The following is a 21,141-nucleotide window of genomic DNA, read 5'->3' on the forward strand; positions in this document are numbered from 1 at the left end:
GCTCACACCGTCTCCCCGCCCGTCAGCTCGAGGAAGAGGTCCTCGAGGCCGCGCTTGCCGCCGTCCGTCAGCTCGGAGAGCGTGCCTTTCGCGAGCGTGCGCCCGCGGTGGACGATCGCGATGCGGTCGACCATCTTCTCGACCTCCGAGAGGAGGTGGCTCGAGACGAAGACGGCGAGGCCGTGCTCTCCCGCGAGACGCCTCACGAGCTCGCGCATCTCGCGGATGCCCGCCGGGTCGAGGCCGTTCGTGGGCTCGTCGAGGATGAGGACCGACGGATCCGAAAGAAGAGCCTGCGCGATCCCCACGCGCTGGCGCATGCCGAGGGAGTACGTCCTCACGAGGCCGTCGAGCCGCTCGCCCATGTGGACGAGGCGAGCAAGCTCGTCGATCCGGCCCGCGGCGCCGTTCCCGATCATCCGGGCGAAGTGCTCGAGGTTCTCGCGGCCGGTCAGGAACTTGTAGAGGTCGGGCGTCTCGACGATGCAGCCCACCTTGCGCATCGCGGCCTCGAACTCCGTCGCGAGATCGTGCCCGTCGATGACGACGCGCCCGCGCGTGGGACGAACCAGGCCGACGAGCATCCGAATCGTCGTCGTTTTCCCCGCCCCGTTCGGGCCGAGGAACCCGAACACCTCGCCCCGGTGAAGCTCGAAGGAGGCGTCCGTCACGACCTCGCGGTCGCCGTAGCGCTTCGCGAGACCCTCGGCGGACAGGACGACGGGCGAGGCGCTCACGGCAGACGTTTTACGCCATCCGTCAAGCGGCGGTTTCCTCTCAGCGCTCGACAGGTCCCTCGCTGACCCGCTGCGCGAGCGCCCAAAGGCGCCCGTACTCGTCCCGGACGCTCGGGTGGAGCTTCTCTCCGAGCTCTTTCGGCAGCTTCAGCGCCTCGATCGTCCGCTGGACGTCGGCGAGGTCGACGAGTCGGCGGTGCTCGGCCGAAAGGCCGGACGCGATCTTCAGCTCGAGGAGCGTCTCCAGCGGGACGACGCGGAGCCCGCCCTTCTCGACCGACACGCTAGCCGGCGCGGGAAAGACGACATCCTTCGGCTTGCCGTCGCCCGGAAAGTCCCCGGCGGCGATTACGTCGATCCGGACGCCGGTCTCGGCGTCCTTAAAGCTCTTCAGCGCCCCCGCGAATGCGGGAACGTATCCCCTGCCGACGAGGCGCTCCCGGAATCTCTCGAGGGACTCCCGGGTGAGCAGCACATCCACGTCCACGGTCTCCCGGACGAACCCGTGAATGTTCAGCGCCATCCCTCCAAGAATCGCGTACGGGATGCCCTCGGCGTCGAGCCGCGCCGCGAGCGACCGGAGCGTCCTGTGCACGGCCCCGCGCCCCCCGAAGAAGGCCTCGGACTCGCGCAGAACCGAGTCGACGTCGCGCGCCTCGCTCACGAAATGATCTTAGACCCGGAACCGCACCGACTTCCGGCACAATACGCGGCCGTGACGCTCCGCACCCGTCGCCTCCTCCTCTGGTTCGCGCCCTCCGCGCTCGGGCTCCTCACCGCCGGCGTCCTGGCTGGAGGTGCTGCCGCGGGCTTGTCCGGCCGCCTCGGCGAGCGCGTGGGAGAGGGACCGCTCGCGCTCCCGACGCCCGCCGCGGCGCCGGCCGTTCCCGCAAGCGGCACGTTCCGGATCGTCGCGCTCGGCGACTCGCTCACGCGCGGCACCGGCGACGCGGCGGGCGGAGGCGGCTACCCCGAGCGCGTCGCGGCAGCGCTGCGGAAGGCGGGCCTCACGGTGACGGTCGACAACCTCGCGGTCGATGGTTCCGAGACCGGGGATTTTCTTAGAAAGGTGGAAGAGGCGGCGGTGAAGGAACGGATCGCCGGCGCGAACCTCATCCTGCTGTCCATCGGGGGCAACGATCTGAGCCACTCCCTGCCTTCGATGACGGCGCCAGGCGCGGGCGCCGAGTCCGATCCCACCGCGCCCGCGCTGCGCATTGCCTCTTCCAACCTTCAAAGAATTCTTTCTCTTCTCCGAGCCTCGAATCCCTCCGCTCCGATCCGGATCCTCGGCCTCTACGATCCCTTCCCGGAGGGCTTCGACCGGAAGATGGCTCGCGCGACTCTCCTGAAGTGGAACGTGGCGCTGGAGGAAGCGAGCTTCGGCGTCGAGAACGCGCTCGTCGTGCCGACCGCGGACGTTTTCGACGGCCGGCCCGACCGCCTCTCGCCCGACCGTTTCCACCCGGGAGCGGACGGCTACTCGGAAATCGCCGCGCGCGTCTTCCAGACGCTGCGCGTTCCCGCACGCGAGGGGCGCACGTCGTGACCGAGATCCGCGAGGAGGCGGGCGTCGACATCGGCGCGACGCTCGCCAAGGCGGTCGTCGTCCCGGTGGGAGCCAGCCTCGAGACGTTCGAGTCCTTCGTCTGCCCCTCGGGTGACCTCCCCGCGCTCGCGGCATTCCTGACGGCCCGCTCGGGCCTGCGCCTCGCGGCCACGGGCGCGGGCGCGCATCGCCTCAGGAGCCTCGTGCCGTCGGCCGGCCCCCCGGTCCTCACCGACGAGTTCGAGGCCTGGGGCGAGGGCGAGAAGATCCTCATCCGCAAGGCCGATTTCACGCCGACGACTCCGCACTACCTCGTCAGCCTCGGGACGGGCACGTCGATTCTGCGCATCGGGCAGGAAGGGCGCGTCTCGCGCGCGGGTGGCACCGGCCTCGGCGGCGGCACGCTGCGCGGCTTCGGCCAGCTGCTGCTCGGGCAGGTCGACCACGACGCCCTCACGGCCCTCGCGTTCCAGGGCGACCGGCGCCGCGTGGATCTCCTCGTGCGAGACCTGTACCCCTCGGGCGAGATCGCGCTCCAGGGCGACCTCACGGCCTCGAACCTCGGACGCATCGCGTCGCGCGACTCGCGCGACGTCGCGAACGCGATCACCGGCCTCGTCGGCGAGAACATCGGCCTGCTCGCGGCGGCCCTCTCGAAGCAGGAGGCCGTCCCCTTCCCGCTCGACATCGTCTACGCGGGCGCCACGCTGCGGCAGAACGTCGCGCTGCGCGACGTTCTCGCCTTTGCCACGTCCATCGGCGGCGCGCGCGCGCGGTTCCTCCCGAACGGAGAGTTCGTGGGCGCGGTCGGCGCGCTCGCCCGGGCGCGGAAGCTCGCCGAAGGAGGCCCCCGGTGAAACCCACGTTCGACCTCGAAGGCCGCGTCGCCCTCGTGACCGGCGCTTCCCGCGGGATCGGCGCCGACATCGCCCGCACGCTCGCGGCCGCGAACGCGCGCGTCGCCCTGCACTACGGGTCCTCGCACGAGGCCGCGCGCGCCGTCGCGGATTCCATCGCGGCCGCCGGCCACGCCCGCCCGCTGCTCGTCTCCGCCGACGCCGCCGACGCGGACGCCCGGCGCCGCGCGATGGCCGAGGTCGTGAAGGGCCTCGGCGCGCCCGGGATCCTCGTGAACAACGCCGGCTTCTACAAGCCGAACCCCTTCGAGGGGACGGACGACGCCGCGTTCCTGACGCGCTGGCGGGCCACGATGGCCGTGAACCTCGAGGCCTCGGCGCACTTCTCGTTCCTCGCGCTCCCGGCGATGCGCGAGCGGAAATGGGGGCGCATCGTCATGATCGCCTCGCGCTCGGCCTTCCGGGCCGAGACGGACCACCCGGACTACGCCGTCTCGAAGGCCGGCATGGTGAACCTCGCCCGCTGCCTCGCCCGCAACGAGGGGCCGCGGGGCGTCACGGCGAACTCCGTCTGCCCGGGCTGGGTCCGGACGGAGGCCGTCCGCGAGGCCCTCGACGGTCCGCAGGCGGCCGAGGTCCTCTCCCAGATTCCGCTCGGACGCGTCGCCTCGACGGACGACGTCGCGCACGCGGTCCTGTACCTCGTGTCGCCGCTGGGCTCGTACGCGAACGGAATCGCGATCCCCCTTAACGGCGGCTCGTACCTCCACTGAATCACTTGCGCCCGGGGCGGGAAACGGGCGGATAATTCGCTCAGGACCATGCGCAAGGGCAACTGCGTCCTCGTCGCGCTCATGCTCGCCGGCGCGGCCGCCGCCGCGGAGGATGCCGTCGCGCCCCTCCGCCTCCCGCCCATCGAGACCTTCAAGCTGTTCCCGCAGGCCGCGCCCGAGCCACGCGTCGAACTGTCGGGCGCCCTGGAGGACCGCCGGCTCTTCCATCAGCCGGGGGACCCGGACTCGCAGTTCACGCTCGGCAAGCCGTCCCCGCAGGGCGAGGTGCGCGTTCTCGCGGTAGTCGACGTGAACGAGATCTTCCTGAAGGCGATCGCGCCCGACCCGCTCGTCTCCTCGAGCGACACGCGCCCGCGGGCGGCCGGGAGCTTCCTGCCCGTCGACGGCCAGGGGCGGCCGTACCAGCTCCGTCTCGGAGCCCGCCTCGTCTGGTAAGTGGTAGCCTGCCGATCGATGAGACGTGTTCTCTCGCTCGCCCTCGCGTTCGCGCTTGCCCTTCCCGCCTTCTCGGCCCAGACGACGTCCGGGGTCTCGAAGTCGGTCGAAGTCTCCGTCACGAACCTCGACGTCGTGGTGACCGACGCGAACGGCAAGCCGATCGCGGACCTCACCGCCGCGGACTTCGAGGTGAAGCAGGACGGCGTCGTCCAGCCCCTCACGAACTTCTCCTTCATCCGCAACGGCCCGGCCGCCGCGCCGGCCCAGGCCGCGGAGCCCGCCCCCCAGGCCGCGCCGGCCCCCGCGCTGCCCGCGTACGAGCCCCCGCAGGCCGCCCGGGCCCACCTCGTCGTCTTCGTGGACGAGCTCCACCTGACGGCCGTCAACAAGAACCGCGCCCTCAAGAGCCTGCGCAAGTACCTGCCGACCGTCGTCGGCCCGAACGTCGAGGTCCAGTTCGTGACGTGGGACCGCGCGCTGCGCATCCGCGGCCCGTTCACGAGCGACATGGCGATCCTCTCCTCGCTCATGGACTCTCTCGAGCACGAGACGACGATCGGCGAGGTCACCAAGCGCGAGCACGACCAGATCGTCCGGGAGATCGACTCCGCGGTCATGGCGGGCGCGACCGCCGGCCCCACTCTCCTGAGCAACGCGATCCTGAACCTCCGCTCCTGGTGCGACCAGCAGGCCGCTCTCGTGGACACGACGCTCGAGGCCCTGCACGCCTCGTTCGCGGCCGTGTCCGGCGTCGAGGGACGCAAGGTCCTCTTTCTCGTGACCGAAAAGTTCACCCCGGCGCCGGGGCGCGACATCTGGGACTACCTCCTGTACGGGACCACACGCGCCGGCACGGTGACGTCCATCGCCTCCTCGCGCCGTGGCGGCGGAAACTCGGACGTGAACGACCTCTCGTGGACGGCCTGGGACCGGGGCCCCGCGTTCCGGGCCCTCACGCCCCGCGCGAACGCGGCCGGGATCTCGATCGTCACGATCGACAGCGCGGGCCTCACGACGGACGAAATGCTCTCCGCGGAGAACGCCGCGGCCGTCGGACGGATGGACGAGGGGATCAGCCAGATCGACATGCAGATGGCGATGGGCCTGCTCGCGGACGAGACCGGCGGCAAGACGATCACGGGCCGCAACGACCTCGCCGTCGCCCTGAAAGACCTCGAGGCCGACTGGACCGCGTACTACTCGCTCGGCTACGAGAGCCCGAGCGCGAAGCCCGGCGTGCCGCGCGCCGTCAAGGTGTCCGTGAAGCGCCCCGGAGCCAGCGTCCGCTCCCGGAAGGCCGTCATCGAGCGCACGCCCGAGGAGAAGGTCTCAGACGCGGTTCTCACCGGCGTCCACATTCCGCGCACGAGCAACCCGCTCCGCGCGTCGCTCACGATCGGGACCCCGAAACCGTCCGGGAAGATGTGGCTCGTCCCGCTCGAGTTCAAGATCCCGTTCGACAAGCTCACGCTCGTGCCGCAGGGCGGGCGCGCGAAGGGGGCCGTCCTCTTCACCGCCGTCTCGGCGACGCCCGACGGGCGCATCTCCCCCGTCACGACGGAGCGGGCCCCGATCGACGTGCCCGAGAACGAGCTCGCGGGCCTGTCGGGGAAGGCGTTCACGTACTCGGCGACGCTCAAGGTCCGGCCCGGCCCGCAGATCTTCTCGACGGGTCTCACGGACGAGGTCTCGCGCCTCACGAGCTACGTCCAGCCCCACGTCCTCATCGGCGACAAGCCCGGGAAGCGCTGAGAATCCCGCGGCGGCAAATCCACCATGGGTCAGCCGTATGCGTACGACAGGAAAAGGCACGCTTCTTCCGCCCCATCGGCGTGGAAGAGGACGAGAAATTCGAACGCTCGCCCGCTCTTCAACCGGAGGCTCGCCGGCCGGCCGGCGGCGCCCGACGCCGGAACGCCGCGGGCCCCGCAGCGGCCCGGCGCGAGCGCGACGAGGCGGAACAGAGGCGATCGGGAGTCCGCGGCGAGATCGACCTGCTCGAGAGCCAGCGCGCGAGCCAGCGCCTCTACTTCGGCCGCGGGCGCCCGAAACGAGCACGAGGCGTCGCGCGTCGTCCCCTCCATCCGGCAGTCGAGGTTTCTCGGCGTCACGCCGTGGGCGGCGAGGAGCGCCGTGACGTCCGACAGCAAGCCGGCGCGATTGCCGAAGTCCCACGCGCGCGCACAGCCGACGAGCGCGCCCAGCGCGAGCGCCGCGACGGCGGCCGGCCGCGACCGGATGAGGCCCCTCATCGGGCCGGTTTGCCGGGCCGCGTGCCGAACCTCGCCGCGTTCCTCTCTCTGGCCTTCACAGCCTCCGTCTCACGGTCTCTCGGCCCGGCGTTCGTCACGAGCGAGTCGATGAGGCGCCGCGCGGCCGCCTCGACCTGATCCACGGCGCGGTCGAACGCGGCCTCGTTGGCCTGCGACGGCTTGTTGAAGCCGCTCAGCTTGCGCACGAACTGGAGCGACGAGGCCCGGATCTCCTCGCGCGTCGCCGGCGGCTCGAAGTTGAAGAGCGTCCTGATGTTCCGGCACATCGTCCCTCCCGTCTTTGCGACGATACCGCTCACGGCGCCCGCCGGCCTCCCGTAAACTCGCCCGTCCCCTCAGGAGGCCGAATGCCGAGCACCCCGGAATCGCTGGAAGGCGTCCATCTCTTCGAGCACCTGAGCGCCGCCGACCGCTCGGGGCTGGCGGAGGCCGTCGACCAGCGCGCGCTCGCGGCCGGCGAGACGCTGTTCTCGACGGGCGACCCCGGCGAGTCGCTCTTCGTCGTGAAGTCCGGCCAGGTGGAGCTGTTCCTCAAGGACACTGCCGGCCAGAAGATCGTCCTCTCGGTCGCGGGGCCCGGCGACATCTTCGGCGAGCTCGCGCTCCTAGACGGCGGCGCGCGCTCGGCCACGGCCGCGGCCCTCGACGCGGCCGAGCTCCTCGAGCTGAACCGCGTGCACCTTCTTCCGCTCTTCCAGAAGAGCCCGGGCGTGGCGCTGCGACTGCTCGGCGCCATGGCGCACATGACGCGCCAGGCCGACGACCTCCTCAAGGCCCGCGTCTCGCGCAACGCGAACGTCGAGGCCGAGGCGCACCTCAGCGGCCTGCAGAAAATCGCCGACGTGATCAGCGACTTCAGCGGCCGGATGCCGTTCCTCATCCTGAACGCGCTCTGGTTCGGGGTCTGGATCGCCGTCAACACCCTGCCGCTCGGCCTGCCCGCGTTCGACCCCTACCCGTTCGGCCTCCTCACGATGATCGTCTCGCTCGAGGCGATCTTCCTGTCGTGCTTCGTCCTCATCAGCCAGAACCGGCAGGCCGAGAAGGACCACGTGCGCGCCGACATCGAGTACGACGTGAACATCAAGGCCGAGCTCGAGGTCGCCCACCTGCACGAGAAGACCGACCGCCTTCGCGCCGAGATGCTCGAGCGCTTCATGCGAATCGAGAAGGCGCTCGCGGGCGGCGCGCCGAACGGCCGCTAGGAGTCCGGGGGCGCGTGGCGGGCCAGCCGGCCCGCGAGGTGCCGCTTCACGTCCGGCCACTCCGCCACGAGGATGCTGTACATCACGCTGTCGCGGACGGTGCCGTCGCGGCGGGCCTGATGGTGGCGGAGAACCCCGTCCTTCTTCGCGCCCAGAGCCTCGATCGCACGCTGGCTCGCGAAGTTGAAGTTGTCGGTCCGGAGGCCCACGACCGCGCAGCCGAGCGCCTCGAACGCGTGCGCGAGGAGCAGCAGCTTGCACGCGGTGTTCACGTGACTCTTCTGCCAGCGCGCCGCGTACCACGTGTACCCGATCTCGACGCGGTCGATCGCGGCGACGATGTCGTGGTAGCGCGTCGTCCCGACGATCGCGCCCGAGCCCGTCTCGCGCACCGCCCACGGCAGCATCTGGCCGGCCTGTTGCCCCGCGAGCGCGTCGGCCACGTACTTTGCGGTCTGCCCCGGCTCCGGCACCGACGTGAACCAGAGCTCCCAGAGCTTCCCGTCCGCTGCTGCGGCGGCGAGGCCCGCCTCGTGTCCGGCCCCGAGCGGCTCCAGGCGGACGCCGATTCCTTCGAGAGTGACCGGGCCGGGGTTGATCACACGGCCTCCTGTTTCGGCGGGGCGTCGGGCGTCCGGGGAAGGGCGCTGATCTGCCGATCGTGGACGCGCGACAACGTCAGCAGCGCGAGCGTGCCGCCCACGAGGGCGAAGAACATGTCCGACTGCGTGTCCCACGGGTCGCCCTGGGTCCCGAGGAACTCGTCGGCGCCCTGCCCGAGCGCGAGCGCCGCGCCCCACTCGAAAAGCTCGTAGCTCGCGCTGATCGCAAGGACGATCGAAAGAACGACGAACGCGAGCATCTTCCGGCCGCGGACGTAGCCGCCGCGGAGCAGGATCTCCCGCGCCGCGATCGCCGGGACGAAGCCCTGCGCGAAGTGGCCGATCTTGTCGTAGGGATTTCGGTGCAGCGAGAACAGCTCCTCGAGGCGGAACCCCAGCGGAACGCGCGCGTACGTCCAGTGGCCGCCGGCTATGAGAATCAGGGCGTGCAGAAAGATCAGGACATAGAGGAGGGTCGTCAGCGGGGTGCGCCCGCGGGTCGCAAACAGCAAGGGCAGGACGACGAGAACCGGCAGGACTTCGAGGAACCACGTCAGCCGGTCGTACGGGCGCACGCCGGACGCCGCCAGGATCAGCATCAGGACGGCGGCCGCCGCCGCGAGGAGCGCGGAGCGGCTCACAGGGGCCGCGGGACTCTCGCCGGCCTTCACCGCGGGCAGTCGCCGGTGCGCTTGGCCCGGAGCACCTCGTGCGTCTTCTTGCCCCCGAAGTCCGACTCGACCCGGATCTCGAATGCGCCGTCGCCCTGGACCGTGAGCACGCTCTTCGATGTTCCGGAGGCACCCTGCATCGTGCACGTTGCGGAAAACGTGTAGGTATTCCCGGCGCGGACGACCGGGGAGAACTTGCAGCCCGCCTTCGTCAGCATGTCGTTCTGTTTCTTCATGTCGTCCGTGGGGTTCGTGCAGTCCTTCTTCTGGATGGTCCTGAGGCTTGCCCGACGCGCCGGGGGTCTCGATGGTGCGGCTGAACTCCCACATCCCGGCGCGCAGCACCGGCCAGTCATCGGCTGCAACCCGGCCCGTGACCAGGGTCGCGGCAAGCAACACGGCGAACCGGGCCAGCGCGAGGACAGGCACTTTCGGATGCCTATCTCTGCACATATTTGCGGCCTCAGCCCGCCTTTGCCACGGGAGCAGGCGCGGGCGGTTTCGGCGGCGGGGGCGGCGGCATGCGGTTGATCGCCAGGCCGCGCTCGGCGAGCGCCGGAAGCAGCGGGAGGCCGGAGGGCTCGAACTGCCCCGCCTTCTTCATCGGGCTCGCGCCCTCGTACGGCCGGTAGCCGTAGCCCGGGCCGCCAGCGGCCGTGTCGGTCGGCTTCTCGGCCAGCTCGGGGATGCCGAGGACGGCGCTCTTCCTGTCGAAGAACGACAGCTCGTAGTCGCGCGTCATCCAGATCGCGTCCTTCGGGCACGCGTCCACGCAGTAGCCGCAGTAGACGCAGCGCAGGAGGTCGATCTCGAAGACGGTCGGGTACTTCTCGTACGCGAGCACCGGGTGCTCGCCCGCCTCGATGTGGATGCACTCGGCCGGGCAGGCCGTCTCGCACATGTAGCACGCGACGCACTTGAGCGTGTCGTCCTCGCGCTTCTTCAGGATGTGCCGGCCGCGGAAGCGCGCCGAGTACTTCCGGAGCATCTCCGGGTACTGGATCGTCGGCAGACCCTTCATGTTCGTGAGGTTCTTCCAGAAGTGCCCGAACGTGCGGGCGAGCCCCTTCGCGATCTCGACGAGGTAGATGCTTTCGGCAAGCGTGGTCTCGGGCACCTTGAGGGTGACGACTTTGGCGGCCATCAGCGGTCCAGCTCCCCGGCGATGATGTTGAGGAGGCCCAGCGTCGCGACGGCGTCCGCGACGGGGTGCCCCTTGATGATCTTCTCGAACGAGGCGAAGAGCGGGAAGCACGGCGGCCGCACCTTGAGGCGGTACGGGAACCCGCTCCCGTCGGAGACGACGGAGAAGCCGAGCTCGCCGTTCGCGCCCTCGGTCGCGGAGTAGATCTCGCCCGGCGGCACCTTCACCCCTTCGAAGACGAGCTTGAAGTGGTAGATGAGGGCTTCCATCTCGTTGTAGACCATTTCCTTCGGCGGCAGGATCACGCGGTAGTCGTCCGAGCGAACGGGCCCGCCGGGCAGCTTGTCGAGGATCTGCTCGATGATGCGCAGCGACTGCTTCATCTCCTCGATGCGCACGAGGTAGCGGGCGTAGTTGTCGCCCTCCGTCATGATCGGCACGTCGAAGTCGACCTCGCCGTACCACTCGTACGGCTGGTCCTTGCGCAGGTCGAACGGCACGCCCGACGCCCTCAGGCACGGCCCCGTCCAGCCCCACGCGAGCGCCTGCTCCTTCGTGACGACGCCGGTGTCGCGGAAGCGTTTCCAGACGATCTTGTTCCGCGTGACGAGCGTCTCGACGTCGGCGATGCGCGCGCGCGTGCCCTTGATGATCTCGCGGGACCACGGGACGAAGTTCTCGGGAACGTCGTTCGCGAGTCCGCCGACGCGGCCGTAGGAGACCGTCAGGCGCGCGCCGCTGCAGGCCTCGAGAAGCGCGTAGATCTCCTCGCGGGGCTGGAACGCGTACCAGAAGTTCGTGAGGCCGCCGATGTCGACGAGGTTCGCGGCGAGGCACACGAGGTGGTCCATCACGCGGCTGAACTCGCCGAGGATCGTGCGCACCGCGAGCGCGCGCGGCGGCGGCGTGACGCCGAGCATGGACTCGATGGCCCGCGCGTAGCCGTTGTTGTTCAGCATCGGCGAGCAGTAGTTCAGGCGGTCCGTGTACGGGAACACCTGCGAGTAGGTGTGCGCCTCGGACATCTTCTCGAAGCAGCGGTGCAGGTACCCGCACTCGCTCTCGGCGCCGACGATCGTCTCGCCGTCCAGCCTCATGACGATGCGCAGCGTCCCGTGCGTCGCGGGCTGCGACGGGCCGAAGTTCAGAGTCATCGTCTCGAACATGTCCTCGGGGCGGTCCGTCTGCGCCGCGAGCTCCGTCTGGAGGAGATCCTCCTCGGTGCAGAGCCAGCGCTGCCTGGCGTCGTAGTCCTTGCGCAGCGCGTGGCCCACGAAGCCGCCGTGCGTGAGGAGCCGCCTCTGGTTCGGGTGGCCCGCGAAGTCGATCCCCATGAGGTCCCAGGCCTCGCGCTCGAACCAGTTCGCCGCGGGCCAGACGTCCGTGAGTGTCGGGACGGAGGGGTTCTTCTCGGGCAGGTTCACCTTGAGGCGGAGGTGGGCGTTCCTCTTCGTCGAGTAGAGGATGTAGTTCGCCTGGAACCGCTCCCCCGCCTTCGGGGCCTGCGGGCCGGGCAGACGGGACAGGTCGGCCGAGGCGAGGTCGAGGAAGAGGTCGTACGCGGCGGCAGGGTCGTCGCGCAGGAAACGCGCGGTCTCGTGCAGCGACGCGGCATCCGTGACGATCGTCGGAACGTCGGCCGCGAGGCCCTCGAGCGCGGTCACCTTCTCGCCGAACTTCTTCTCGAGGACCGGCAGGAACTCGAGGCCCTTCGGGGGCGCCACGGTCGCGCTCACGGGTTCTCCCTTCCGCGCGCCGCGGCGATCCCGGCGTCCACCTCGCGGCCGCCCGCGGGCGTGGCCTCGGCCTCGGCCGACGCGGGCATCCCGGGCAGGGCGTGCCGGCCCGGGAGGTTCGCCATGACCGCGTGCGAGTACGCGGGGATCGCCGTGACGGGGTCTTCGCCGACGCGGATCGGGACGTACGTCTTGGCCTCGCGGTGGCGCGCGAGCTCGCCGGACTGGATCTTCGCCTGCAGCATCATGATCCCGTGGATGAGGTTCTCCGGCGTGGGCGGGCAGCCCGCGACGTAGACGTCCACGGGCACGATCTCGTCGACGCCCTGCACGACGTGGTACGCGCGGTAGAAGCCGCCCGTGCACGCGCAGACGCCCATCGAGATGACCCACTTCGGCTCGGCCATCTGGTCGTAGATCTTCTTGAGGACCGGCGCGAGCTTGTCGACGACGGTGCCCGCGATGATCAGGAGGTCCGACTGCCTCGGGGAGAACCGGACGACTTCCGCTCCGAAACGCGAGAGGTCGTAGTGCGACGAGACGACCGACATGAACTCGATCGCGCAGCACGCGGTGCCGAACGGCATCGGCCAGAGCGAGTTCGACTGGGCCCATTGCACGGCGAAGTCGAGCGTCGTAGTGAGGAAGTCGGCGCCGCCCGTGGAGGGGACGCCCGGCGCGATCGGGGGCGCGATCTTCCCCGGCGCGATCGGGAGACTGGGTCCAGTGATCTTCATCCGGCTCTCCGGGCGCTTGTGAAAAGCGTCACGAGCCGGGATTCTACGTCAGGCTGGAAGGCGGGCGTGCCCCGTCGCCGCACGCCCGCTCAGGGCGTGTCGATCGATATGATTCGGTGACGGTGTGTGGTCAGGGCGAGGATGGGCGGATAGGCGTCGACCCACGTCCCTTCCTGGAACGGGCGGATCGAGAGGCTCCAGCTGGCCGAGAAGGCCTGGTCCCCGACCGGGAGGGGGCTCACGGAAGGGCCCGTGAGGACGGCCCCGCCGGCCGAGAACTCCGACGAGCCGAGGATCTCGATCGTTCCGGTTTCGGGGTCAAAGAAGGCGATCTCTGTATCTCCGATGGTCTGAAACTTCACGTCCACCTCGGTCTGGTTCTGGTTCGGCGTGATCGTCGTGAAGCCATGGGGAATTGCGTCGCAGATTCCCCACTTCGGAGTCCCGGTCTGGGCCGTCGCGGCGAAGTTCTTCGTGATCCGGAACTTCCCCTCGGCGTCGGGGTCGGCGATCCGGAACGATCCCTGCTCGTTCCAGAACATGTCCAGCGTGTAGAACGCGAGGCACGGCTGCTGGAGCCGCACCTCAGTTTCGATCCTCCAGTCCCGCCGCACGATCACAACATTGATCGGGACGAAGAATTGCTCGACGCCGTCCCTGCGGAAGGCGACGCGAAATTCGGCGCGAGCGGCGGGCCCGCCGATCCTGTGAGGCGCGGTGTACCTCGCCGATTGTCCTTGCACGACGATCGAGCCGATTCTCGGGCGTAACCAGCGGCGTGTGACGGTCAGAAGGTCGTCGAGCGAGAGGCTGAGTCGAAACCCCGGCGGCCGGATTCCCGCGGACGGCGGCCACTTGAGAATGACCTGGAGATCTACGGAACCGTCCGTGAGGACGAACGGCTCGGCCGGCACGAGGGCCATGGCGCTGAGAGGCACGATGAGCGTGGGTGCCTCGTCCAGGGAACGCTGAGAGGCGACCGCCGCGCGCGAGGCGGCCGCCGAGGGATTTGTCGACACGATCGGCACCGAGAGCGTCCCTGCGGCCGGATCGATCCGGCCGCCCACGGCCGCGAACGTGCCCGCCGGCGTGCGGACGCCGAGCGTGACGCTCGCGAGGTTGGATCCGGGAGCCCCGCTCGCGGGGCGGAAAACGAGAAGGAGAGGCTTCGACGGTGATAACGAAGGCGGTGTCAGCGCGTAGGCCGAGCCGAGCGCTTCCGCGTCCGCGACGGCCTGCGGAGCGAGCGAGACCGCCACGGGCGCGACGAGGGCGCCCGCCGGGATCTTCAGCGTCATCCGACCGTCGTCCGAACGGACCGAGCCTCCCGCAGGCCCGATCGTCGCGAACGACTGGATGGCGACGGGCAACGGCATGATGGGGGTGACGACCGGGTCGCCAGAGGCGTTGTCGATCGAGGAGTCGAAGACGTCCACGCTCCCCGTGGTGACCTTCACCTGCAACGTCGCGTCGTCGGGGATCGTCGCGTTCGGAAAGAGGTCCTGGACGTTCGGTTGCGTCCAGCCGAAGGCTCCGAGGGAGCCGGTCGCGGTCGCGACGGTCGCACCGGACGAGCTCTTCAGCGTGAGTGTGTAGTCGGCCCCGTCGGCCCCAGCGGCAAAGCCGACGTTCGTCCGAAACGCCGCGCCCTGCCGGATTCCCGTGATCACGGCGCCCGCGTCGGCCGACATCAGGAACGAGAGGAGAGGGTTGGGCCTCTGCTGGGCGCCAAACGTCCCGGGAACGACACCAAATGGATCGACGTTGCTCGTGCGGCAGAGGATGCCTACCGAGGCGTCGGTCTCGAACCGGACGGCGCCGGCCGACCCGACCGGCAGGCCGAGGAGCGTGTCGAGTACGTCGACGACGTCGAGAATGCGTCCGGCCCCTACCGTGAACGTGCGAGAGACCGGGGCGGGGTTGGAGGGGCCCGAAGCGTGGAACGACGCCTTCACGGTCGCGTCTTCGTCCGTCGGGTTGAAGAACCGCCCGTCCGTCCGGAAGAACGTGCCGTTGCGCCCGTTCGCGCGGGCGACGCCGTTCACGACGACGTCCTGATATCCCGAGGGAAGCTCCTCGAACGAGAAGAGCGAGCTGTCCCCCGTCACGTTGTCCACCACGACGGAGTAGCCGGCCGCCCGGCCGCGCGTGACTTGCACCTCCGCGCGCGCGACGGCCACCCCGCCCGCGAAACTGCCCACGCCGAACTGCTGGAATCCCGCCGCATCGAGCGCGTAGTCCTGCGAGCCGGCTTCGTTGCCACCCGCGTCGTAGACCGTGACCGTCGCCGCTCCACCGCCGGCGTCCGGGAAGGCCACGGCGATGTTCGTCCGATAGCCGGAGCTTCCGTCTGCCGACTGGCTGACCCAGAGGCTGTGGGCCGTCAGGCCGGGAACGAGCAGCCGGTCGTCCGCGAGGACCGGAAGCGCCACCCCGTACGTGCCCGACGCCGCGGTGTTGTATGTGCGGGCCCGGATGAGGATCGGAACGTCGCTTGTGACCTGCGTGGCCCCGGCGCCCTGTACACCCCACACGCGGTCGAGGACGTTTCGGTAGACGACCGTCGCCCCCGCGGCCAGCGTGACCGGACTCGGCGCCGTGCCGTTCGCGGGAACGAGCGCGATCGTGATCCGGGCCGGGACGCCACCCGGATTCGTCACGGCGAGGTCCGAGACGAACCGGGTGTTGTTCAGGCCCCCGGCGTTGACGGTGCCGGGAATCGTCCAGACCGAGGACGGGTTCTGTGCCGCGGCGACCGATCCCAGGGCGAGCGCTCCGAGCACCGAAACGAAGGTCCGCAGCGTAAGCCAGGACGTGGGCATCGGCGCCTCCCCCTGAGATGAAGTCTCCCTCTCAGAAGTGTACGCCCTGGCGCCGCTTCTCGAGGTGTCACCGCCCCGGCGCTCCACCGGGCGCCGGGCCCGTGACGAGCCCGCGCTGATTCCGGGTCACCGACGGCGGCGTCCGCGTCACCTCGACGAGGATCGCCTCGAGGCGCGCGAGGCGCGCGTTCAGGTCGACGATCTCCCGGCGGCTCTTCTGCACCTCGTTCAGGAGCATCGCGTTCACGAGGTGGTACCGGACGGTCTCCGGCTGGCTGTCCTTCCAGACGACGAGGTCCGGCGCGATCTGCGCAACCTCCTCCGCGATGAGCCCGTACTGACGCGTCCGCGTCTCGTCGAGGTCGGCCCTGTAGAGAAACGACACGGGCCGCAGCTTCATGACGACGTCGCTGTCGCCCGCCATGTCCTGGATGTCGTCCTTGTAACGGCGCGACGAGGTGATCGTCCCGAGCTTGCCGGCGCCGTCGACGTACACCGCGGCCCCGCCGGCCACCGTGGAGCCAAACACGCCGGCCAGATACGCGTTCTTGTGGGTCCCCGGTGTGCCGACGCGGATCGTGCCCGACTCGCTCCCGGCGACGTCCGCGCCGATGAGGATCTCGTCGTTCCCCGAGGTGAGACTGATCCCGGCGCCCCAACCGAGGAGGATGTTGTACGCACCCTTAACGAGGGTGGTTCCCGCCACGCTCCCCAAGGCGACGTTTCCGTCCCCGGCGCCGGAACTTGCGTTCACCTGAAAGAGTGCGCCCCGTCCCATCGCGACGTTGTCGGACGCGTCGATCGCCTGGCCGAGAGCCCCGGTGCCGACCGCGACGTTCGAGCCGCCCGACACGTTGTCGTTCAGGGCGTTCACGCCGACGCCGACGTTTCCCGAACCTCCCAGGTTCGAGCGGAGCGCGGTCGCCCCGAGGGCCGTGTTGTTGATTCCGGTCGTATTCGTGGAGAGCGCGCCCGATCCGACTCCCGTGTTCGAGGCGCCAGAGGTCGTCGCCGTCAGGGCCCGTGAGCCGAGGCCCGTGTTCGCGTCGCCGGTCGTCACCGAAGCGAGGGCCTTCCAGCCGATGCCCGTGTTGCCGGTCGCGGCGCCTGCGTCGAGCGTGAAGTTGCCCGAGTCGCCTCCCAGGAAGGTGTTCGCGCCGCCGTAGGCGTGGAGGAAGCGCGAGGCCGCGAACGTCACGACGCCCGCCGTCCCGCCGACGGCCGTAGCCGGGAGGCCGAGGTTGTATCCGACGGAGACGGAACCGTCGAACGTGCCGGCTGTCCCGCCCCCGGCGGCAAAAGCTTTCACCGGACCGTTCACGTCGAGCGTCCCGGCGGCCGGGTTGCTCTTGTTGATCCCGATGCCGCCCGAGGCGCGGACCAGAAACTGATTGGGGCCCGTGGAGACGAAATCCGCATCCTGGGAGTCGGCCCAGACGAACGAACCTTCGTCTCCGTTCGCATCACCGGATTCCGTGTACCGACGGGTCTTCGCGCGGCGGCCGGCCGCGAAGCTGTAGTCGCCTCCGGCGATGTTCGAGTATCCGCCGGGAACCGCGGCGTAGGCCCCGGCCGCCCAGTTGCCCTTCCCGCCGCCGATGAACGCCCAGTCGGCGGGCGAGGGCCTCGATCCATCGCCGACAGAGTTCAATGTCCCGCCTGCCACCGCACTCCACTGGCCGGCGACGAGGTTGTTACACCCCCCGGCGATCGAACCACACGTCGCGGCGACCAGAACCGTGTTGCTGGCCCCGCCTCCGATCACCGACGCGCCGCCGAGCGCCTTGTTCCCGCTGCCCCCGGCGACCGTGGCGCTCGCCGTGAGGCTGCTGCCCGCGAGGCTGCTGCCCGCGACGTTGTACGCACCGCCTCCAATCGACCCAAGGTGGCTCTCCACCCGATTCGAGCCATACGCGTCGCCCGGCAAATCTGTGTAGAGCACGCCGCCTCCGGCGATCGTGGCCGCTCCGACGCCGGCCGCGACGCTGTTCAAAGGGCTCCCGGCGATCACGTTCGATCCGTAAACGTTGATCGCGGTCGTCGCGTGAAGCGGCTCGTACCGCGCGATGCGCTCGCCGTTCACCTTGAGCTCCAGCGCCTGGTTGTCCGTCGTGCCGAGGAAGTTCGTACCCGGCGTCGTGGCGGCGTTGCCCGTCAGCGCCCAGCCGTCGGGCCCGGGCGGGCCCGGCGGCCCGATCGGCCCCGTCGGTCCGGCGGGTCCCTGTGCCCCCGCTGCCGCGATCGTGAGCGTGTTGCCCGACGGCGTGAGCGTCACGTTCGTGCCCGCCGCGAGCGTGACGTCACCGTTGAGCGTGTTCAGGCTCGTGACCGTCGGCGTCGGCGCGTAGTAGCCGTTCACGTCCAGGATCACGTCCCCGCCCGAGACGCCCAGTGCCATCGAGATCCCGCCCGAGACGCTGATCGGCACCACCGCCGCGTTGACGATCACGTCGTTCCCGAGGAAGTTCAGCGTCGACACCGGAGGGAACGCCCCGCCCTGCGGGTACAGCGTCAGGAAACCGGGGCCGGTCGGGTGCACGACCACGGCGTTCAGCGACAGCGCCTGCGCGCTCGCCGGGATGCCGCAGACGCCCGTGACCGTGTAGCTGCGCACCGTGGCCGGAGGCAGGAACCCGCCCGTCAACGGCGCGTTGCCCCGCGTGTCGATCACACGGCACGGCGGCAGCGCGATGAACGGCAGCGCCGTGGGGCCGCCCGCCAGCGCCGCCCGGCCCGCGAGGGCCTCACGCCCCGGCTCGGCCGAAGGCTGCCGCCAGTAGGGAGGCGCCTCCCAGTGGCGTACGGGCGGGTCGCCCTCTCCCCCTTCCCCCACCGACCAACCGGCCCCGAATGCCCTCAGACTCGCCACCAGGGCGATCGCCACCGCCATCCCGACCTTCCGCATGGGTGTCCCCCTGACACTTCAAGCGCGGAAGGGGCGGATTTCCCCTCAGACGGCCGGAGGAAGCTGGGGTCCCGTGTTCCCAGTCGAGGCCGCTCGCGGGATCTGGACGTGGAACGCCGTGCCTTTGCCGGGCTGGCTTTCCACGGTGATCGTGCCGCCGTGGAGCTCGACGTAGGCCTTCGCGAGGGCCAGTCCGATCCCCATGCCGCGGTACGCGCGCGTGGCCGAGCCGTCCACCTGCCGGAAGCGCTCGAAGATGTACGGGAGGTCCTTCGCGTCGACACCGACGCCGTTGTCGACGACCGAGAACGCGACGCCCGCGTCGCCGGCGGACGCTTCCACGCGGATGCGCCCGCCTTTCGGCGTGAACTTCACGGCATTGTGGACGAGGTTCCAGAGGACCTGCCGCATCCGCATGGGGTCGAGGCGCACCGGCGTCGGCTCCGCGGGAGTCTCCACGGACATCGCGATGCCCTTCGCCTCCGCCATGACGGATACCGGCTCCACCGCGCCCGCGACGAGCGGCCCAAGGTCGACGACCTCGGGCTCGAGGCGCGTGCGGCCCTCTTCGTAGCGCGAGAGGTCGAGAAGGTCCGAAATGAGCGCGAGCAGGAACTGCGCCGAGCGGTTGATCTGGTCGACCGCGATCTTGACGGTCTCCTTGTCGGGCCGGTCCTCCGCGAGGACCTCGCTCCAGCCGAGGATGGCGGTGAGCGGCGTCCGCAGCTCGTGGTTCACGTTCTGGAGGAAGTAGTCGCGGTTCCGCTGGGCGTCGCGCAGGCGCTCGTAGCTCTTCTGGAGCTCCTCGTAGAGCCGCGCGTTGCGCAGGAGCAGGGCGGCCTGGTCCGCGTAGCCCTCGATCGCGGCCTGGTCCTCGGCGTCGAAGCCGCCGGGCTTGTCCGCCACACCGAGGACGCCGAGGATCCCCGATTCGGCCTTCAGCGGCGCGAGCACGTAGTTCTGGCGGACGTCCAACCGCGCGACGAACGCCCGCGACAGGCGCGGGTCGCTCAGATCGTTCCCGGAGACCGTCTCGCCGGTGCGGAAGACGATTACCGCGAGGGTGGGATCGTCGAGGCCGGCGCGCACGCCGCGCAGCGCGTCCTCGGGGATGCCGTAGCCGGGCGGGGCTCCGACCAGGGTCCGCGTGTCCGGGTCCCACAGAACGAGCCACGCCTTCGTCGCGCCGACGAGCTGCGCGATCTGCCGGGCGAGCTGGGCCAGCGTCTCGTCCGGCCGCGTCATGAGCGCCGCGGTCTGCGCGAGGCGATGGACGCCGTCCATGGACGCCATCCGCCAGCGCATGCGGCGCTCGAGGTTCCGGAGCGCGCGCGCGAGGCGGCCGACCTCGTCGGCGCGGCCGAGGCCCGGAGCGTCGCCCATCGGCCGGCCCGCGGCGAGCGCGTCCGCCGCGCGCGCGACGCGCCGCACCGGGGCGAGAGCGCCGCTGGTCACGGCGACGAGGCCCGCCGCGAGAGCGAGAATGACGGCGAGGTAGAGGAGCCGCAGCTCTGCGCGGTGCCTGCGGCCCGCCGCGAAGATCGGGTCCAGCTGGGCGCGGACCCCCCTTTCGAGCGCGGAGCGCGGCGAGACCTTCACGTAGATCCAGCGCGGCTCGGAAAGGCGGCGCACCGCGACGAGAAAGCGACGGCCCGCGATCTCGGCCTCGCGGTCCGCGGCGCCGCTCTTCCGGACGGTGTCGCCGAGGGCGCGGAGATCGGCGTCCGCGACGCGGCCGGGGGGCGCCGCGAGGAGCAGCGCCCCGTCTTCCGAAAAGAGGATCTCCGCGTCGTCGGGCCGCGTCGGATCCGGCGGCGACTCGAACAGGCGCGTGAAGACCCAGTCAACTCCGACCTCGGCCAGGGGCCGTCCGTCGCCTCCGCGCACGAGCGTCGCCGCCGTCACGATCTTCCCGGACTGCCCGAAGAGGTCGTCGTAGACGGCGGACCACGCGACCGGCGCGGGGCCCTCCGGCGCCGGAGCGGCGGCGAGCGCGCGCGTATCTTCGGAGGGGAACGTGAAATCCGGCTCGACGACGTTCGCGCCGCTCACCCGCAGCGGCCGCCCCGGAACCGCGCGCAGGACGCCCGACGCCGTCCGCACGGCGATCGCCGAGACGTCGACCGGCCCGAGGCCGAGGCCGACGAACGGCGCCTCGAGACGGCGGGTCGCGGCAAGGTCGCGGCGCGTCTGGGCGGTCAGGCCGGCCTTGCGGCTCACCATCGCGATGCTGACGCCGGGGCGCGCCGACCTGAGGGGGCCGCCCGGCTCGTCCAGGAGCTCCTCCGCGGGCCGGTCGGGATCGGGCCCCGCCTCGAGGGCGCGCGCCGTTTCGACGCCCGCCCGGCGGACCATCGTCTCGAGTTTCCGCGCGAAGTCGCCGATCGCCCGCGCGGCGGCGTCGGCCTCGTCGTGGAGGACATGCGCCTCCTGCCGGTGGGCGTCCGCGAGGAGCGTGTCGAGAAGCTCCTGCTCGTTCCGCCCCCTCTGGCGGTCGACGACGATCCAGTAGACGAGCGCCGGCAGGACGGCAACCGGGAGGAGATACAGGACGAGCCGCGCCCCGAGCGAGCGCCGAGGGTTCCACGTGGCGCCGGCCCCGTGCGCCTCCTCGCGGGCGGGAAGATCGCCCGAGTCCTCGATTTCCGGCTTCTCCGCGTTCACCCGGGAA

19 protein-coding genes are annotated in these 21,141 nt (G+C 70.5%); 6 read left to right on the forward strand and 13 right to left on the reverse strand.

Translation table 11 applies throughout. The annotated features are described in order from the left end of the window. Positions 1-2: 2 nt before the first annotated feature. Together IPL89_08395 and IPL89_08400 are read right to left on the reverse strand one after the other, a co-directional pair. Complete coding sequence (locus IPL89_08395) at positions 3-737, reverse strand: ABC transporter ATP-binding protein (protein MBK9063200.1); 735 nt, start codon at positions 735-737, stop codon at positions 3-5. Positions 738-777: 40 nt separating this feature from the next. Continuing rightward, positions 778-1,401, reverse strand: coding sequence for a hypothetical protein (locus IPL89_08400; protein MBK9063201.1), 624 nt, complete (start codon positions 1,399-1,401; stop codon positions 778-780). Between the two features lie 51 nt (positions 1,402-1,452). Between IPL89_08400 and IPL89_08405 the strand changes: the two genes are divergently transcribed. From IPL89_08405 to IPL89_08425, 5 genes are read left to right on the forward strand one after another with little or no spacing between them, the layout of a single operon-like run. Then, positions 1,453-2,286 carry a hypothetical protein gene (locus IPL89_08405; GenBank protein MBK9063202.1) on the forward strand — a complete coding sequence of 278 codons (834 nt, stop codon included), beginning with the start codon at positions 1,453-1,455 and terminating at the stop codon, positions 2,284-2,286. After that, entirely contained in the window at positions 2,283-3,143 is an 861-nt protein-coding gene (locus IPL89_08410) for a hypothetical protein (GenBank protein ID MBK9063203.1), read from the forward strand. Before IPL89_08405 ends, IPL89_08410 begins: the two co-directional genes overlap by 4 nt. Then, entirely contained in the window at positions 3,140-3,916 is a 777-nt protein-coding gene (locus tag IPL89_08415; protein ID MBK9063204.1) for an SDR family oxidoreductase, read from the forward strand. Before IPL89_08410 ends, IPL89_08415 begins: the two co-directional genes overlap by 4 nt. A 48-nt stretch (positions 3,917-3,964) precedes the next feature. Beyond that, complete coding sequence (locus IPL89_08420; protein ID MBK9063205.1) at positions 3,965-4,372, forward strand: hypothetical protein; 408 nt, start codon at positions 3,965-3,967, stop codon at positions 4,370-4,372. 18 nt (positions 4,373-4,390) lie between these two features. After that, positions 4,391-6,127: a VWA domain-containing protein gene (locus IPL89_08425; protein ID MBK9063206.1), complete on the forward strand. Its 1,737-nt coding sequence runs from the start codon at positions 4,391-4,393 to the stop codon at positions 6,125-6,127. 29 nt (positions 6,128-6,156) lie between these two features. Here the strand turns inward: IPL89_08425 and IPL89_08430 are convergent, their stop codons facing one another. Both IPL89_08430 and IPL89_08435 read right to left on the reverse strand, forming a co-directional pair. Further along, positions 6,157-6,627: a hypothetical protein gene (locus IPL89_08430; GenBank protein ID MBK9063207.1), complete on the reverse strand. Its 471-nt coding sequence runs from the start codon at positions 6,625-6,627 to the stop codon at positions 6,157-6,159. After that, the gene (locus IPL89_08435; protein ID MBK9063208.1) at positions 6,624-6,914 is read right to left on the reverse strand and encodes a DUF2277 domain-containing protein; all 291 of its coding nucleotides are present in this window, start codon (positions 6,912-6,914) and stop codon (positions 6,624-6,626) included. The genes IPL89_08430 and IPL89_08435 overlap by 4 nt, the downstream gene beginning before the upstream one ends. Before the next feature lie 81 nt (positions 6,915-6,995). On the opposite strand from IPL89_08435, the gene IPL89_08440 reads away from it, so the two are divergent. Further along, complete coding sequence (locus IPL89_08440) at positions 6,996-7,853, forward strand: DUF1003 domain-containing protein (GenBank protein MBK9063209.1); 858 nt, start codon at positions 6,996-6,998, stop codon at positions 7,851-7,853. Here IPL89_08440 and IPL89_08445 read toward each other — a convergent pair. The 9 genes from IPL89_08445 to IPL89_08485 all read right to left on the reverse strand — a co-directional run bounded on the left by IPL89_08445 (position 7,850) and on the right by IPL89_08485 (position 21,134). Further along, entirely contained in the window at positions 7,850-8,455 is a 606-nt protein-coding gene (locus IPL89_08445) for a GNAT family N-acetyltransferase (GenBank protein ID MBK9063210.1), read from the reverse strand. The two genes, IPL89_08440 and IPL89_08445, sit on opposite strands and share 4 nt — an antisense overlap. Beyond that, the gene (locus tag IPL89_08450; protein ID MBK9063211.1) at positions 8,452-9,054 is read right to left on the reverse strand and encodes a DUF2238 domain-containing protein; all 603 of its coding nucleotides are present in this window, start codon (positions 9,052-9,054) and stop codon (positions 8,452-8,454) included. Before IPL89_08450 ends, IPL89_08445 begins: the two co-directional genes overlap by 4 nt. Positions 9,055-9,122: 68 nt before the next feature. Beyond that, complete coding sequence (locus tag IPL89_08455) at positions 9,123-9,482, reverse strand: DUF3617 family protein (GenBank protein MBK9063212.1); 360 nt, start codon at positions 9,480-9,482, stop codon at positions 9,123-9,125. Positions 9,483-9,589: 107 nt separating this feature from the next. Continuing rightward, the gene (locus tag IPL89_08460) at positions 9,590-10,270 is read right to left on the reverse strand and encodes an NADH-quinone oxidoreductase subunit I (protein MBK9063213.1); all 681 of its coding nucleotides are present in this window, start codon (positions 10,268-10,270) and stop codon (positions 9,590-9,592) included. Beyond that, the gene (locus IPL89_08465) at positions 10,270-11,604 is read right to left on the reverse strand and encodes an NADH-quinone oxidoreductase subunit D (GenBank protein MBK9063214.1); all 1,335 of its coding nucleotides are present in this window, start codon (positions 11,602-11,604) and stop codon (positions 10,270-10,272) included. The genes IPL89_08460 and IPL89_08465 overlap by 1 nt, the downstream gene beginning before the upstream one ends. A 398-nt stretch (positions 11,605-12,002) precedes the next feature. Beyond that, positions 12,003-12,743: an NADH-quinone oxidoreductase subunit B gene (locus IPL89_08470; protein MBK9063215.1), complete on the reverse strand. Its 741-nt coding sequence runs from the start codon at positions 12,741-12,743 to the stop codon at positions 12,003-12,005. An 89-nt stretch (positions 12,744-12,832) separates the two neighbouring features. Next, positions 12,833-15,565 (reverse strand): hypothetical protein, encoded by a 2,733-nt coding sequence (locus IPL89_08475; protein ID MBK9063216.1) that lies wholly within the window; start codon positions 15,563-15,565, stop codon positions 12,833-12,835. A 67-nt stretch (positions 15,566-15,632) separates the two neighbouring features. Next, positions 15,633-18,470 carry a tail fiber domain-containing protein gene (locus tag IPL89_08480; protein ID MBK9063217.1) on the reverse strand — a complete coding sequence of 946 codons (2,838 nt, stop codon included), beginning with the start codon at positions 18,468-18,470 and terminating at the stop codon, positions 15,633-15,635. A 45-nt stretch (positions 18,471-18,515) separates the two neighbouring features. Continuing rightward, positions 18,516-21,134, reverse strand: coding sequence for a GAF domain-containing sensor histidine kinase (locus IPL89_08485; protein ID MBK9063218.1), 2,619 nt, complete (start codon positions 21,132-21,134; stop codon positions 18,516-18,518). Positions 21,135-21,141 lie beyond the last annotated feature (7 nt).

Source organism: Acidobacteriota bacterium (assembly GCA_016716715.1).
Classification (GTDB): domain Bacteria; phylum Acidobacteriota; class Thermoanaerobaculia; order UBA5066; family UBA5066; genus Fen-183.